The 14,948-nt window shown below is 59.9% G+C and carries 15 protein-coding genes; 3 read left to right on the forward strand and 12 right to left on the reverse strand.

Features of this window, described 5'->3' with window-relative positions; all coding sequences use genetic code 11:
- Positions 1-54: 54 nt before the first annotated feature.
- The 3 genes from tsaB to ppc form a co-directional block, all read right to left on the reverse strand.
- Complete coding sequence (gene tsaB, locus GIW48_RS12895; RefSeq protein ID WP_236460202.1) at positions 55-738, reverse strand: tRNA (adenosine(37)-N6)-threonylcarbamoyltransferase complex dimerization subunit type 1 TsaB; 684 nt, start codon at positions 736-738, stop codon at positions 55-57.
- 89 nt (positions 739-827) lie between these two features.
- Positions 828-1,475: an adenylate kinase gene (gene adk / locus GIW48_RS12900; RefSeq protein ID WP_056857561.1), complete on the reverse strand. Its 648-nt coding sequence runs from the start codon at positions 1,473-1,475 to the stop codon at positions 828-830.
- Between the two features lie 280 nt (positions 1,476-1,755).
- Complete coding sequence (gene ppc / locus GIW48_RS12905; protein ID WP_169985358.1) at positions 1,756-4,383, reverse strand: phosphoenolpyruvate carboxylase; 2,628 nt, start codon at positions 4,381-4,383, stop codon at positions 1,756-1,758.
- A 184-nt stretch (positions 4,384-4,567) separates the two neighbouring features.
- Between ppc and GIW48_RS12910 the strand changes: the two genes are divergently transcribed.
- From GIW48_RS12910 to GIW48_RS12920, 3 genes are all read left to right on the forward strand, one after another.
- The gene (locus GIW48_RS12910; protein WP_099548541.1) at positions 4,568-4,912 is read left to right on the forward strand and encodes a pilin assembly protein; all 345 of its coding nucleotides are present in this window, start codon (positions 4,568-4,570) and stop codon (positions 4,910-4,912) included.
- A 282-nt stretch (positions 4,913-5,194) separates the two neighbouring features.
- A complete protein-coding gene (locus tag GIW48_RS12915; protein ID WP_017137109.1) occupies positions 5,195-5,620 on the forward strand; it encodes a DUF4398 domain-containing protein in 426 nt (141 codons plus the stop codon).
- Positions 5,621-5,675: 55 nt separating this feature from the next.
- A complete protein-coding gene (locus tag GIW48_RS12920) occupies positions 5,676-6,461 on the forward strand; it encodes an OmpA family protein (RefSeq protein ID WP_017137108.1) in 786 nt (261 codons plus the stop codon).
- Between the two features lie 50 nt (positions 6,462-6,511).
- On the opposite strand, the gene GIW48_RS12925 is transcribed toward GIW48_RS12920, so the two are convergent.
- From GIW48_RS12925 to GIW48_RS12965, 9 genes are all read right to left on the reverse strand, one after another.
- A complete protein-coding gene (locus GIW48_RS12925; protein ID WP_157786501.1) occupies positions 6,512-6,685 on the reverse strand; it encodes a hypothetical protein in 174 nt (57 codons plus the stop codon).
- A gap of 118 nt (positions 6,686-6,803) precedes the next feature.
- Positions 6,804-7,130 (reverse strand): hypothetical protein, encoded by a 327-nt coding sequence (locus GIW48_RS12930; protein ID WP_017137106.1) that lies wholly within the window; start codon positions 7,128-7,130, stop codon positions 6,804-6,806.
- Complete coding sequence (locus GIW48_RS12935; protein ID WP_099548540.1) at positions 7,127-8,032, reverse strand: alpha/beta hydrolase; 906 nt, start codon at positions 8,030-8,032, stop codon at positions 7,127-7,129. The genes GIW48_RS12930 and GIW48_RS12935 overlap by 4 nt, the downstream gene beginning before the upstream one ends.
- A 174-nt stretch (positions 8,033-8,206) precedes the next feature.
- Positions 8,207-9,484, reverse strand: a complete 1,278-nt coding sequence (locus tag GIW48_RS12940) for a flavohemoglobin expression-modulating QEGLA motif protein (RefSeq protein ID WP_017137104.1) — start codon at positions 9,482-9,484, stop codon at positions 8,207-8,209.
- 21 nt (positions 9,485-9,505) lie between these two features.
- The gene (locus tag GIW48_RS12945) at positions 9,506-10,066 is read right to left on the reverse strand and encodes a hypothetical protein (protein ID WP_099548539.1); all 561 of its coding nucleotides are present in this window, start codon (positions 10,064-10,066) and stop codon (positions 9,506-9,508) included.
- A gap of 57 nt (positions 10,067-10,123) precedes the next feature.
- Positions 10,124-10,840, reverse strand: coding sequence for a TetR/AcrR family transcriptional regulator (locus GIW48_RS12950; protein WP_026013712.1), 717 nt, complete (start codon positions 10,838-10,840; stop codon positions 10,124-10,126).
- A gap of 162 nt (positions 10,841-11,002) precedes the next feature.
- Positions 11,003-12,505: a lysine--tRNA ligase gene (lysS, locus tag GIW48_RS12955; RefSeq protein WP_017137101.1), complete on the reverse strand. Its 1,503-nt coding sequence runs from the start codon at positions 12,503-12,505 to the stop codon at positions 11,003-11,005.
- Positions 12,506-12,576: 71 nt separating this feature from the next.
- Positions 12,577-13,672, reverse strand: a protein-coding gene (prfB, locus tag GIW48_RS12960; protein ID WP_096236834.1) for a peptide chain release factor 2 whose coding sequence is annotated in 2 segments (ribosomal slippage) — positions 12,577-13,599 and positions 13,601-13,672 — 1,095 coding nt in all. Because the reading frame shifts where the segments join, the coding sequence is not laid out codon by codon here.
- A gap of 233 nt (positions 13,673-13,905) precedes the next feature.
- The gene (locus GIW48_RS12965) at positions 13,906-14,907 is read right to left on the reverse strand and encodes a response regulator (RefSeq protein ID WP_017137099.1); all 1,002 of its coding nucleotides are present in this window, start codon (positions 14,905-14,907) and stop codon (positions 13,906-13,908) included.
- Between the last annotated feature and the right edge of the window lie 41 nt (positions 14,908-14,948).

Here is a 14,948-nt window from a genome sequence, read left to right on the forward strand (position 1 = left end):
TATTAACAGCGGGGCCGCTTCGCGGCCCGACGGGAGCAAGCTCCCTCGCCACACTTAAAGGCCGCGCTCAGCCTTGGTTTGCGCAACTTTATCGCGCAGGTAAACCGGTGCAGCCTGGTCAGCAGGAATCGCTTCGCCGCGCTCGAAAGCAAAGCGCGCCAAGGTCAGCAAGTCTTCGGCATGCGGCAACATTGTTGCATCCTGGCCAGCCAGCTTTACGTCGATGCGCTCACCGTAACCCCAACCCGTGCCGGCGCCGAACCAATCGCCGCTGGCATCAGCAGGCAACACCGACGATTCCGGAGGCTGTACGGCTTCCACGCCCACTAGACGCATTTCGCCAGCGGTTTCGCGGTAGCAGCCCCAATACACTTCATCCATGCGCGCATCAATCGCCGCCGCCACCTGTGTGGCACCATGTTCACGCAATGCACGCTGGGCCAATACCGCAAGGTTGGACACCGGCAACACCGGGCGCTCCAGCGCAAAGGCCAGGCCTTGCACTACGCCGATGGCAATACGCACGCCGGTAAAGGCGCCCGGGCCACGCCCGAAAGCAATCGCGTCCACGGCAGACAGCGTGGTGCCCGCCTCTTCCAGCAGTTGCTTGATCATCGGCAACAGCTTCTGCGCATGCAGACGCGGGATCACCTCGTAGTGGCTCGTTACCTTGCCATCGTGCAGCAAGGCGACGGAGCAAGCTTCAGTCGCGGTGTCCAGGGCCAGCAGGGTGCTCATCGGTGTAGGTGTCCAAGTCGAAAAAAGTGCGCCAGTATAAACAACAACGGCCCGCAAGCGGGCCGTTGTACGCAAAGCCGATCGAAGGATCAGCTCAGTGCTTCAAGCACCTTGGCAGTGATGGATTCTACCGAACCCACGCCAGGGATGTGGCTGTACTTCGGCTTGCCTTGGGCAGCCGAAAGCTTCTGGTAGAAATCCACCAGCGGCTTGGTCTGCGAATGGTAGACCGACAGGCGATGGCGCACGGTTTCTTCGGTGTCGTCCTTACGCTGTACCAGGTCTTCACCGGTCACATCGTCTTTACCTTCAACCTTTGGCGGGTTGTAGACGATGTGGTACACGCGGCCCGAGCCTTCGTGAACGCGACGGCCCGCAATACGCTGAACGATTTCTTCGTCTTCAACTGCGATTTCAACCACAGCGTCCAGCTCAACGCCGGCTTTCACCAAGGCTTCCGCCTGGGGAATGGTGCGTGGGAAACCGTCGAACAGGAAACCGTTCTTGCAATCTTCCTGGCTGATGCGTTCCTTGACCAGGTTGATGATCAGGTCATCGGAGACCAGGCCGCCGCTGTCCATTACGCTCTTGGCGATCAGGCCCAGTTCGGTGCCAGCCTTGACGGCGGCACGCAGCATGTCACCGGTGGAGATTTGTGGAATGCCGAATTTTTCAGTGATGAACTTTGCCTGAGTACCTTTACCGGCCCCGGGAGCTCCCAGCAGAATGACGCGCATCGATGTGCTCCTCAATTTTTTATAGAGATGACGCTCGGATTCGCCGCGTGGGGCCAATCTCGTAAAAATGTGGGTCCTGGCCGATCAAACGGCCAAAGGCTGATCAAGATACACAGCAGGCTCTATCCATACAAGCCGCCAAAAGTCGCAAGAACCGCGCCCGCCATGCAGTCATAGGTAGGGTATGCCTGAGTGCAACCCCGCCTCCTAAACGCCGACCGCCCGTTTCCGGGCGGCCGTCGTTGTTTATCTGCAAGCCATTGAGAACACGCAGAAAACCTCAGCCAGTGTTGCGCAAACCGGCGGCAATACCGGCTACAGACACCAGCAGCGCCTGTTCCAGAGGGCTGTCCTGCGCCGCCTCCTGCTGGCGCGAGCGTGCCAGTAATTCGGCCTGCAACAGGTGCAGCGGGTCGAGGTAGGTGTTGCGCAGGCGAATGAACTCAAGCGTGTCCGGGCTATGGGCCAGCAGTTGCGACTGGCCGGTCAGGCCAAGTACCACGTCGCACGCCTGCGACAATAGGTCGCGTAAGTGCGCACCCAATGGCAGCAGGTCCGGCTGCACCAAACGCTCGTCATACAGCCGCGCGATGTCGGCATCGGCCTTGGCCAGTACCATCTCGAGCATATCGATGCGGGTGCGGAAGAACGGCCATTGCTCGCGCATCTGCCCCAACAGCTCACCTTCGCCACGCTCCAGCGCCTTGCTTAATGCCGCTTCCCAACCAAGCCAGGCGGGCAGCATCAGGCGGGTTTGGGTCCAGCCGAAGATCCACGGAATCGCGCGCAGGCTCTCGATACCGCCCGCACGGCGCTTGGCCGGGCGACTGCCCAATGGCAAGCGGCCCAACTCCTGCTCGGGTGTGGACTGGCGGAAGTATTCGACGAACTGCGGATTTTCCCGCACCACGGCGCGGTAAGCACTGACACCGTCTGCTGCCAATTCATCCATCAGATGCCGCCAGGCCGGCTCAGGTGGCGGCGGTGGCAGCAGCGTGGCTTCGAGCACGGCAGCCAGATAAAGGTTGAGGTTCTGCTCGGCAATGTCCGGCAGGCCGAACTTGAAGCGAATCATCTCGCCTTGTTCGGTCGTACGGAAACGCCCCGCCACCGAGCCTGGCGGCTGCGACAGGATCGCCGCATGCGCCGGGCCGCCGCCACGGCCAACGGTGCCGCCGCGACCATGGAACAACAGCAACTCCACCTGTTGCTCGCGGCAGATATCCACCAGCCGTTCCTGCGCCCGGTACTGTGCCCAGGCAGCGGCGGTGGTGCCGGCATCCTTGGCCGAGTCCGAATAGCCGATCATCACTTCCTGCGGGCCTTGCAAGCGCGCGCGATAACCCGGCAATTGCAGCAGACGCTCCATCACCGGCCCGGCGTTATCCAGGTCGGCCAGGGTTTCAAACAGCGGCACCACGCGCATCGGCCGTTGCACGCCCGACTCTTTAAGCAACAGTTGCACGGCCAGCACATCCGACGCGGCACCCGCCATGGAAATGACATAAGAACCGAGTGATGCAGCCGGTGCGGCGGCGATTTCCTTGCAGGTGTTCAACACTTCGGCGGTGTCTGCCGACGGTTTGAAATAACCCGGCAGCAGCGGTCGGCGATTGGTCAGCTCTTTGCTCAGGAAGCTGATGCGCGCTTCTTCGTCCCAGTCTTCATAACGGCCCAAGCCCAGGTAATCAGTGATTTCGGTCATGGCCGCCGAGTGACGACTGGAATCCTGACGCACGTCCAGGCGCACCAGGAACAAGCCGAAGGTCACGGCACGGCGCAGGCAGTCGAGCAACGGGCCATCAGCGATCACGCCCATGCCGCACTCATGCAGCGACTGGTAGCACAGCTCCAACGGGTCGAGCAGGTCGCGGTTGTTTTGCAACACATCGGCAGGCGCAGGCGTGCTGGCGGTCAGTGAGGTATGCGCCCATTGACGCGTGGCGCGCAGGCGTTCGCGCAGTTGCTTGAGCAAGGCACGGTAAGGTTCGACGCTATCACCGACCTTGGCCTGCAATGCAGGGCTGGCCTGCTGCATCGACAGCTCGGACGCCAGATGATCGACATCTCGCAGGTACAGATCCGCCGCCATCCAGCGCGCCAGCAGCAACACTTCGCGGGTGACCGGCGCGGTGACATTCGGGTTGCCGTCACGGTCGCCACCCATCCACGAAGCAAAGCGGATCGGCGCCGCCTCAAGTGGCAGGCGCAGGCCCGTGGCGGCGTGCAAGGCCTGGTCGGCCTTGCGCAAATAATTGGGAATGGCATGCCACAGCGAATGCTCGATCACCGCAAAGCCCCACTTGGCTTCGTCTACCGGCGTGGGCCGGATGCGGCGGATCTCTTCAGTGTGCCAGGCTTCGGCGATCAGCCGCTGCAAGCGCTGGCGAATCTGCTCGCGCTCGGCGCTGGTGAGGTCGCGGTGATCCTGCAACGCCAGCTGTGCGGCAATCGCATCGTATTTCTGGATCAAGGTGCGGCGCGCCACTTCGGTCGGGTGGGCGGTGAGCACCAGCTCAATCTCCAGGCGCGCCAACTGACGGGCCAGGGACTCATTGCTGTGACCTTCGCTTTGCAGGCGCGCCAGCAACTCCGGTAATACGCGAGACTCGAAGGGCGCTGGTTGCGATTCATCGCGCCGATGGATCAGTTGGTACTGCTCGGCGATATTGGCCAGGTTGAGAAACTGGTTGAAGGCCCGGGCCACGGGCAGCAATTCATCTTCCTGTAACTGATTGAGGCGGGTGCTCAGCTCATCGCCAGCACCTCGTCTGTCAGCCTTGGCGCCTTTGCGGATCTGCTCGATCTTGTCGAGAAAAGCATCGCCGTACTGTTCTCGAATGGTGTTGCCCAGCAGCTCACCCAGCAGGTGAACATCCTCACGCAAGCGTGCATCGATATCACTCATCAGCCAATCTCCAGCCAGAAATCCGGGACGCGCAGGCCTTCCAGAGTGCCGCCCGCGTCAGTTTCTGACAAGACACTTTAAACCTTGCGACTTGCAGCTAGTCTCAACAGTGAGTCGTCGTGTTACCCACGCAGGCGACTGGACACCCATCACCGCCTGCCATCGCGGGCTTATTGAGGTTGCCATGAAAATTCGAGAACTGGCCCAACATTGGGAAGAGAACGCGAAGGGTCGCCTGACCAAAACCGAGTACGCGATCCACTTGGACGTCGAGTCCGCTGCGCGCCTGGCCGCTATCGCCGAGATGTACCCCAAGCGCAGCACCGAAGAATTGCTCGGCGAACTGATCGGCGCGGCCCTTGAAGAGCTGGAAGCGAGCTTCCCCTACATCAAGGGCCAGCATGTGATCGCCACCGATGAAGAGGGTGACCCACTGTACGAGGACGTCGGCCCGACGCCGCGCTTTCTGACTCTGTCACGCCGCTATCTGCATGATTTATCAGCCACCGCCGATAAACAGCAACACTGACAAACCTTCGACACCCCCCGTTTAACCCCTGTATTCCGGGCCTCACAGAGGCTCGGAGTACCTCTGCGCAACGCGAAAGTTCAAACTTTTAAACGCTGACCAAACAGTCAGATATTTTTTTAGGCAAATCGCCATCTCCGCTGAACTTTTGAAAAAACGCTCCGGTCACAGCCAGTAAGCCATCACTTGGAACGGCCGTTTGAAAGGGCATTTGGTGCTTTACCGCCGGGCCTGCAACCGCCAACCAATGAAGTGGATTTTGATTTTTTCAGGAGTTATCCAATGGAGTTGAAGACGATGAAGACCAGCACTGCCAAATCCTCGTTTAACCATCTGCGCGGGCTGAAATTGGCCGCGCTGGCAATCGGCACCAGCTTCGTTCTGGCGGGCTGCGCCGGCAACCCTCCGACCGAGCAATACGCCGTGACCCAGTCCGCCGTAAACAGCGCAGTCAGCGCCGGCGGCACCGAGTACGCAGCGGTAGAAATGAAGTCGGCCCAGGACAAGCTCAAAGCTGCCGAACTGGCCATGCATGACAAAAACTACGACAAAGCGCGTCAACTGGCTGAGCAAGCCGAGTGGGATGCCCGAGTCGCAGAGCGCAAGGCCCAGGCTGCCAAAGCTGACCAGGCTGTGAAGGATTCCCAGAAAGCTGTGCAGGAACTGCGTCAGGAAGGCATGCGCCCGGCTGTTATCAAACAGCAATAAGCCGCCGCCACTGATTGCACTGCACCCGATATCGAATTGAAAGGACGACACGACTATGCGTAAACAATTGATGATCCCTGCCCTGCTGGCGATGAGCGTTGCTCTGGCGGCGTGCTCCACCCCGCCGAACCAGAACCTGGAAAACGCACGGACCAACTTCTCGGCCCTGCAATCCAACCCGCAAGCCACCAAGGTAGCGGCGCTGGAAACCAAGGACGCGCAGGATTGGCTGGACAAGGCTGACAAGGCCTACCGCGACAAGGAAGACGAGAAGAAGGTCGACCAACTGGCCTACCTGACCAACCAGCGTGTGGAAGTGGCCAAAGACACCATCTCGCTGCGTGAATCCGAAGCCAAGCTGAAAAACGCCGGCGACGAACGTGCTCGCGCCCTGCTGCAAGCCCGTGATGCACAGATCAAGCAACTGCAAGACAGCTTGAACGCCAAGCAGACTGATCGCGGCACTCTGGTGACCTTCGGTGACGTGCTGTTCGCCACCAATAAGTCCGACCTGAAATCCAGTGGCCTGGTGAACATCACCAAACTGGCTCAGTTCCTGCGCGACAACCCGGACCGTAAAGTGATCGTCGAAGGCTACACCGACAGCACCGGTTCGGACTCGTACAACCAGAGCCTGTCCGAGCGTCGTGCCGCTTCGGTACAACGTGCACTGGCTCAACAAGGCGTGGATATCTCGCGCATCGTGACCCAGGGTTACGGCAAGGAATACCCGGTTGCCGACAACGGCAGCGTTTCGGGCCGTGCCATGAACCGCCGCGTTGAAGTGACCATCTCCAACGACAACCAGCCAGTCAAGCCACGCTCTTCCGTTGCTAACTGATTGATTGACGCAGGATGAAAAAACCACCGGAAACGGTGGTTTTTTTTGCTTCAGAATTGGATCTGACGGTTGCTGTCGTCGCCGCCCGCCAGCTCGAACTCCGTGCGCCGCCTGGTTTCGTCCTGCTCCTTTTGGGAAAGCTCTGCGTCCCACTCGCTGAACTCATCCAAACTTTGCTGCGCCCGGGCCATATCCAACATCCTGTCTATCGCAGCAATATTCACCGTAACTCTCCCTTGGCTGGCCATTCATAAGTTATCCATCAGCAGCGCTGACAAGCCCTTAAGTGGCATCCTACGGAATACGGTTCCAGATATTTCAGTATCGCTGCATTGAAGCGCTTTACTCTTGAAGTTGCGGGGTTTCCTGGCCCATGCAACGCACGGCTTGTTTCTTGTTATTGACCAGTACGCCGCTCAAGCCTTTCTGTTCGGTATCAAACATCACCAATACGCCATCAATGCATTGCGCCACCTGCGCAGCCGGAGTCAGCGAGACCTTGTAGTCCTCGCCCGGCACGGTCTTGAGCATGGTGAAGTCGCTGAGCAACAAGGCATCTTCCGGCTTGGCGAAGTGCAAGTAGCCGTAAAACCACAGGCAGCCGACGGTGCCGATGATGGTGCCGATGCCGGTGAGGATCAGCGGGATCATGTTGCGTTCTTCGCTCATTGCGGGCTCTCTGATGAATCAACTTTAGGAATAGGGTAATTCGGTATCTCGCCCAGGCGGCGCAGGCCATTGAAGTACTGCGGGTCGTCCAGATAGCGCAGCATCACGGTTTGCCAGGTCTTGTCGGCGAAGGTCTGCACATGGCCGCCACGGGTCAACTGCAACACCCTCGGCGGCGGCGCGGCCTGATACAGGCGAATGCCGTTGGCCACCGGCACAATCGGGTCATCCAGGCTATGGAACAGCAGCTTGGGCACGCCGGTAAGCTGGGGCATGGCATTGATCGCACTGTCGGCGTCGGGCACCAGCCACGACAGCGGCACCTGAAACGGCCATGTTAACCAGGAGGTGCTGAGGGCGAATTGTCCTACATCACGATAACTGGCGGGCACGCCGTCCAGGACCAGGGCCTTGAGCTGGGCTTGGCGCTGCGGGTGTGCCGCCAGGTAATGCACCGCCAGCGCACCGCCCAGGCTCTGGCCCAACACGATCAGCGGCTGGCCTTGGGTTTCAGGGGCCTTGTCGATCCAGCCGAATGCGGCATCGATGTCCTGATACACCGCCGGCAAGGACGGCTTGCCTTCAGACAGGCCATAACCGCGATAGTCCAGCAACAGCACTTGATAGCCCTGCTCCGGCAACCACCAGCTGCCACCCAGATGCCAGGCCAGGTTGCCGCCATTGCCGTGCAGGTGCAGCACCGTGCCTTTGAGCGGCACACCGGGTTTGGCCGGCAGCCACCAGGCATGCAGCTTTACGCCGTCGGCGGTGGTGAGGGTGACGTCGCGATAGGCCAGGTGGGCTTTTTCCGGCGTGAACGGCAGGCCGGGTTCGGGGTAGAACAGCAGTGAGCTGCAGCCGTTTAAAGTGAGTAGCAGGCAAAGAATGCCGAGGATTCTCATCCGTTGAAGCCTCGCTGATAGGTTGTACTCATTTCTCAAGAACCAATGAGATCAAATGTGGGAGCTGGCTTGCCTGCGATAGCGGTCTTTCAGTTAAAACAGCGGTGACTGATACACCGCTATCGCAGGCAAGCCAGCTCCCACCTTTTTGATTCGGTTGTGTCAGGGAAATCTCTACAGGATATTCGAGTAATCCGCCTCGATCCGGTCCAGGCTCAGGTGGTTGAGGAAGTTGGAGAAGCACATCCACGCCGCCAGGGCGTTCATGTCGCGAAACTGCTCGGGCAGGTACTTGGGTGGCACCACCAGGCCTTCGTCGACCAGTTGGCGCAAGGTGCGCATGTCTTCCAGGGTGGTCTTGCCGCAGAACAGCAGAGGCACTTGTTCCAACTTACCTTTGCGCACGGCCAACTGGATGTAGTTGTAAACCATGATAAAGCCCTTGAGGTAGGACAAATCCTTGGTAAACGGCAGACCGGTCGGCGTCGAACCACGGAACACGCGGCTGGCATTGCCGTAGCTTTCGGCCATCTCAAAGCCTTGCTCGCGGAAGAACTCGAATACCTGCAGGAAGTCGGCGCCCTCTTCGACCATATGGATGGCACGGGTGCGGTTGGTCAGTTTGCGCAGGCGACTGGGGTAGGAGGCAAAGGTGATGATCTCCATCAGAATCGCCAGGCCTTCCTGGGTCACCGTTGACGAGGGCGGCCCTTTGGACAGAAAGGTGCAGATCGGCTGGTTCTGGCCATTGAGCGTGGTGCCGACGTGCACCAGGCCTTCGTGCACTTCCAGCGCGCGCACATCACGCTCGTTGAACATCGCGTCGGCGCGGATCTTGATGTAGTCGGCGCCCGCCGCCGCATCGGCGACGATACCGTCGGACTCGAAGACGCGGATGGTCTCTTCGGCCTCACCGAACACCTTATTCAAACGGGTTTGCAGCAAGGCCACGGCATGCTTGGCCGTGAGCGTCTTGGCTTCGTCCTTGAGGTCGCCACGGCCGTCGATCTGGTTGAGGTAGTCAGACATCATCAGGCCCAGGTCGGCCAGCGTCGGGTCACCGGCGTGGAACGCGTCCGAGGCGGCGCCGTAGAGTTCCTGGGAAATCAGGCCGAAGTCCTCGGTGCCCCGCGCTTCGAGCATGCGCACCACCATGCGGTACTCGCGGCACATGCGGCGCATGATCTGCCCCACCGGGCTGAACTGGCCGAGACGACGGGTGATGTCGCGCTCGATGTTCTGGAACTCCAGCTTCACCGCGCTGGAGTCAAACGACAGCGGCCGGCCCAGGTAGTAATCGCGGTCCACGGCCGGCATGGCCTTGCCCTTGGCCTTGAGAAAGCCCTGGCGAATGTTCTCGTCCCACTTCACGGCGTCGAGGACGCGAATCGGTGTTTGTGCCAGCACAATGCGATCGGACAAGGTGCGTATCGTCTGCTGGTAATCGTCCACCCGGTGCTTCCTCTTTAAACGTTATTTGCCCGCGCGCCGGTAGCGCACGGCTTCAACGAACACATCGGCATTGGCCGGGTCATCCAGATAGGCAAATACCTGGTCCATGGGGCTGTCGACCCGCACGCCGTCACCTTCGACGGTTTCCACGGTGCTGCCGCGCAAAGCATTTTGGCCTATGGCTTGATGGATCTGCTCAAGGTCGAGGTTGTAGACCACCAATTCACGCGTTTTGTCGCCCTTACCTTCAAAGTCAAAACCGGCCAGGAAGTAATTGCCACCCAAGGCCGCCGGCAACGGCGCAGAAAGGTACCAGCGGTTGCCATGGCGCGACACCGTAAACAGGTACTCATCACGCTGGCCCGGCTTGGCTTTAGGGTAGCTCACGGCCTTGTAATGCTGCTGATCGACACGGGTGATCTGCAGATTCAACGGTTCGCCCCAGGCGTTTTTACTCGACCAGCGGCCGAGCAAGGCGTCGGGCGCGGCTTCACTGGCCGCCAGTGGGTCCTTGAAGGTGACCAGGCAACCGCTGAGCAGCAGGAAGGACAAGGCGATTGCAATGACACGCCAGGCTTTCATTGGGCACCCCATCAAGTGTGGGAGCTGGCTCCCACATAAAGCAGATTGCGCACGGGGCTAGACCGAGGCCAACACCAAATGCATGTAACGCTTGAGAATCTCAAGCATCTCTTCACCCGTCAGAGGCTCAGGGCCGCCGAGCAGGCCCTGATATTCCATCCGACCGATTATCGCCGTCAACACTCTGGCATCCTGTTGCGGCTCGCGGGAACCCAATACCTGGAAAAACTGCCCGGTGCCCTGCAACAGAATCTGCTGGTGCGAGCGCACCAGCTCAGCCAGGCGCGGGTTAAGCAAGGCTTCCTGGCGAAAGGCCTGTTCGGCCATCAAGTGTTCGCGGCGATTGGTCAGTTGGCGCATCACGTAGTCGGCGGTCAGCCGTGCAATGTCATCGGCCAGTTGTGAGCGTGACTGCGGGCTGCCATCGCCATAGGCGACCATCTCGCGCAGCAGGCCTTCATTGCGCACCCACAGCTTGCCCATGAAGGCAGCGCTGCGCTCCACGTATTGGGCGAAGGTATCGGTGAGCAGGTCATCAATGTCCTTGAAGTAATAGGTGGTGGCCGACAACGGCACGCCGGCCTCTGCTGCCACCGCGCGATGGCGCACACCGCGTACCCCATCACGCACGACGATGCGCATGGCCGCATCGAGAATGTCTTGCCGGCGTTGCTCGCTGCCTCGACGGCTGGCCTTGCGGCCCTGGTACTGGACACTATCAGCCACGGCAGCAGCAATGCCGGCGGCGCCTTCTTGAGCCATTACGCGGTTCACGACAGATCTTCCTTTAATGAGTTATGCGGAGCGTCACGGGCTGCATTCCTGTGCAGAGCGTGGGAACGCTCAGCGCGTGCCTCTTGGCGCCGTTCTGCTGACGGCTGAATTCGTCACACAAAAAAGCCGCCTTATAAAAGGCGGCTTCGGATTTCGCTACGGTTACGCTTGTGGCCGCATGTGCGGGAACAAGATCACATCGCGGATCGACGGCGAGTTGGTCAACAACATCACCAACCGGTCGATACCGATACCTTCACCGGCGGTCGGCGGCATGCCGTATTCCAGGGCGCGAACGAAGTCGGCGTCGTAGTGCATCGCCTCGTCGTCACCGGCGTCCTTGTCGGCCACCTGGGCCATGAAGCGTTCGGCCTGGTCTTCTGCATCATTAAGCTCGGAGTAGGCGTTGGCGATTTCACGGCCGCCAATGAACAGCTCGAAACGGTCGGTGACGTTCGGGTTGTCATCGTTGCGACGTGCCAGCGGCGACACTTCGAACGGGTACTGGGTAATGAAGTGCGGCTGTTCCAGCTTGTGCTCCACCAGCTCTTCGAAAATCATCACCTGCAGTTTGCCCAGGCCTTCGAAGCCCAGCACCTTGGCGCCAGCTTTCTTGGCGATGGCGCGGGCCTTGTCGATGTCGGTCAGGTCGTCAGCGGTCAGCTCAGGGTTGTACTTGAGGATCGAGTCGAACACCGACAGACGCACGAACGGCTCGCCGAAGTGGAACACCTTGTCGCCGTACGGCACGTCAGTGCTGCCCAGTACCAGCTGCGCCAGCTCGCGGAAGAGTTCTTCGGTGAGGTCCATGTTGTCTTCGTAGTCGGCGTAGGCCTGGTAGAACTCCAACATGGTGAATTCAGGGTTGTGACGGGTCGAGACGCCTTCGTTACGGAAGTTGCGGTTGATCTCGAACACTTTCTCGAAGCCGCCAACCACCAGGCGCTTGAGGTACAGCTCCGGCGCGATACGCAGGAACATTTCCAGGTCCAGCGCGTTGTGGTGAGTTTCGAACGGTTTGGCTGCGGCACCACCGGGGATGGTTTGCAGCATCGGCGTTTCCACTTCGAGGAAGTCACGCGCCATCAGGAAGCTGCGGATGTGCGCAATCACTTGCGAACGCACGCGGAAGGTCTGGCGCACGTCTTCGTTGACGATCAGGTCGACGTAGCGCTGGCGATAGCGCTGCTCGGTGTCGGTCAGGCCGTGGTGCTTGTCCGGCAGCGGGCGCAGCGACTTGGTCAGCAGGCGCACGCTGGTCATTTCAACGTAAAGGTCGCCCTTGCCGGAACGCGCCAGGGTGCCTTCGGCGGCAATGATGTCGCCCATGTCCCAGGTTTTCACCGAGGCCAGGGTTTCTTCAGGCAGGGTTTTACGGTTGACGTACACCTGAATGCGACCGGTCATGTCCTGGATCACCATGAACGAGCCACGGTTAAGCATGATGCGACCCGCCACCTTGACCGGGATTGCAGCCTCTGCCAGCTCTTCCTTGGTCTTGTCCGCGTACTGTTTCTGCAAGGCATCGCAGTAGTTGTCACGGCGAAAGTCGTTCGGGAAGGCATTACCCTTGGCGCGCTCGGCAGCAAGCTTTTCCTTGCGCAGGGCGATCAGGGAGTTTTCTTCCTGTTGCAGGGCTTGCGGGTCGAGTTGTTGGTCGCTCATGTCTTTTGAAATTCCATCACAGGTTCGTTGCCCCCACCGGTGGCAGGGGACTTAAGGTCTTGGCTGACGGTTTACAGCCCCGATTTCAAGCTGGCTTCCAGGTATTCGTCGATATCACCGTCGAGCACCTTGTCGCAATCGCTGCGTTCGATGTTAGTGCGCAGATCCTTGATCCGCGATGCATCAAGCACATACGAACGGATCTGGTGGCCCCAGCCGATATCCGACTTGGTGTCTTCCAGCGCCTGGGAAGCGGCGTTGCGCTTCTGCATTTCCTGCTCGTACAACTTGGCCCGCAGCATTTTCATGGCGGTGTCCTTGTTGGCGTGCTGGGAACGTTCGTTCTGGCAGCTGACCACGGTGTTGGTCGGTACGTGGGTAATACGCACGGCCGAGTCGGTGGTGTTTACGTGCTGGCCACCGGCACCGGAGGAGCGGTAGGTGTCGATCCGCAGGTCGGCCGGGTTGATCTCGATTTCCACCTTGTCGTCGATCTCTGGCGAGACGAAAACGGCGGAGAACGAGGTATGGCGACGGTTGCCGGAGTCGAACGGGCTCTTGCGCACCAGGCGGTGTACGCCGATCTCGGTCCGCAACCAGCCAAAGGCGTATTCGCCCTTGATGTGCACGGTCGCGCCTTTGATACCGGCGACTTCACCGGCCGACAGTTCCATGATGGTGGCGTCGAAACCGCGTTTATCCGCCCAGCGCAGGTACATGCGCAGCAGGATGTTGGCCCAGTCCTGGGCCTCGGTGCCGCCGGAACCGGCCTGGATGTCCAGGTAGGCGTTGTTCGGGTCCATTTCGTGGCTGAACATGCGGCGGAATTCAAGCTTGGCGAGGTTTTCCTCGAGACGGGCCAGCTCGGCGACGACATCGCCCACTGCGCCTTCGTCGTTTTCTTCGACAGCCATGTCCAGCAGGTCGCGGCAATCGCCCAGACCGGTGTTCAACTCGTCGAGGGTGTCGACGATCTGCGCCAGCGCAGCACGCTCGCGGCCCAGTTCCTGGGCGTATTCAGGTTTGTTCCAGACAGCCGGATCTTCAAGCTCGCGATTGACTTCGGTCAGACGCTCATGCTTTTGATCGTAGTCAAAGATACCCCCGAATAGTTTCGGAGCGCTCGGACAGGTCCTTGATGGTGTTAAGGATCGGGTTGATTTCCATGGCGGGCAGCACTCGTTGGCGAACTTTTGAAAGCCGACGAGTATAACGACAAACCGGCGCTAACGGCAGCCCGCTTGGCGAAAAGGCGGGGTTGTTGACGATCTCCAGAACGATTGAGATCAAATGTGGGAGCTGGCTTGCCTGCGATAGCGGTGTATCAGGTACAGATGTGGTAACTGACAGGCCGCTATCGCAGGCAAGCCAGCTCCCACAAGGGTTCGGCGGTGTTCTGCTTACTCGATACCGACCTGATTGCGCCCGTTATGCTTGGCCGTGTACAACCCCTTGTCCGCCGCCATGATCAACTGCCGACAATCCGTACCCTGCAACGGCGTCATGGTCGACAGGCCAATACTGATGGTCAGGCTCGCCCCTTCTGCCGGGGCAATGTGCGGGATCTTCAGCCCCGCAACCGCCATGCGCAGCTTCTCGGCCACCAGGCGCGCACCGCCCGGCGAGGTATTGGGCAGCACCAACGCAAACTCTTCACCGCCGTACCGCGCCGGCAAGTCCGAAGGTCGGCTGCTGGCTTCACGGATGCTCGCGGCGACTTTGCGCAGGGCTTCATCACCTTCGACGTGGCCAAAGCTGTCGTTGTAGGTCTTGAAGAAGTCCACATCGATCATCAACAACGACAGCTGGGTCTGGTCACGCATGGCACGGCGCCATTCCAGCTCCAGGTATTCGTCAAAGTGGCGGCGGTTGGACAGCCCGGTGAGGCCATCGGAGTTCATCAGCCGCTGCAGCACCAGGTTAGTGTCCAGCAATTGCTGCTGGCTCACACGCAGCGCGCGATAAGCCGCATCGCGCTGCAACAGCGTCATATACGAGCGCGAGTGATAGCGAATGCGCGCCACCAGCTCGATGTTATCCGGCAGCTTGACCAGGTAATCATTGGCCCCGGCCGAAAACGCCGCGCTCTTGATCAGCGGGTCTTCCTTGGTCGAAAGCACAATTATCGGGATATTCGCCGTGGCCGGGTGGTTGCGGTATTCGCGCACCAGTGTCAGGCCATCAAGACCGGGCATCACCAGGTCTTGCAGGATCACCGTCGGTTTGATGCGGATCGCCTGGGCAATCGCCTGATGCGGGTCGGCGCAAAAGTGAAAGTCGATGTTTTCTTCGTGAGCCAGGCCGCGCCGCACAGCTTCGCCGATCATGGCCTGGTCGTCGACCAGCAACACCATGGCAGCGTTTTCGTCGGTCTTGATGTCGTCGATCTGTAAATCATTCATGTGCAGTCACCTGAATTACTTTCCTGCAAGCCGGCACTGCG

The organism is Pseudomonas sp. PA-6-3C (assembly GCF_021605825.1).
In the GTDB taxonomy this organism is placed as follows: Bacteria; Pseudomonadota; Gammaproteobacteria; order Pseudomonadales; family Pseudomonadaceae; genus Aquipseudomonas; species Aquipseudomonas edaphica.

Coding starts and splice junctions, on each gene's coding strand:
- tsaB (WP_236460202.1), bottom strand. CDS start 738: ATGAGCACCCTGCTGGCCCTGGACACCGCGACTGAAGCTTGCTCCGTC.
- adk (WP_056857561.1), bottom strand. CDS start 1,475: ATGCGCGTCATTCTGCTGGGAGCTCCCGGGGCCGGTAAAGGTACTCAG.
- ppc (WP_169985358.1), bottom strand. CDS start 4,383: ATGAGTGATATCGATGCACGCTTGCGTGAGGATGTTCACCTGCTGGGT.
- GIW48_RS12910 (WP_099548541.1), top strand. CDS start 4,568: ATGAAAATTCGAGAACTGGCCCAACATTGGGAAGAGAACGCGAAGGGT.
- GIW48_RS12915 (WP_017137109.1), top strand. CDS start 5,195: ATGGAGTTGAAGACGATGAAGACCAGCACTGCCAAATCCTCGTTTAAC.
- GIW48_RS12920 (WP_017137108.1), top strand. CDS start 5,676: ATGCGTAAACAATTGATGATCCCTGCCCTGCTGGCGATGAGCGTTGCT.
- GIW48_RS12930 (WP_017137106.1), bottom strand. CDS start 7,130: ATGAGCGAAGAACGCAACATGATCCCGCTGATCCTCACCGGCATCGGC.
- GIW48_RS12935 (WP_099548540.1), bottom strand. CDS start 8,032: ATGAGAATCCTCGGCATTCTTTGCCTGCTACTCACTTTAAACGGCTGC.
- GIW48_RS12945 (WP_099548539.1), bottom strand. CDS start 10,066: ATGAAAGCCTGGCGTGTCATTGCAATCGCCTTGTCCTTCCTGCTGCTC.
- lysS (WP_017137101.1), bottom strand. CDS start 12,505: ATGAGCGACCAACAACTCGACCCGCAAGCCCTGCAACAGGAAGAAAAC.
- GIW48_RS12965 (WP_017137099.1), bottom strand. CDS start 14,907: ATGAATGATTTACAGATCGACGACATCAAGACCGACGAAAACGCTGCC.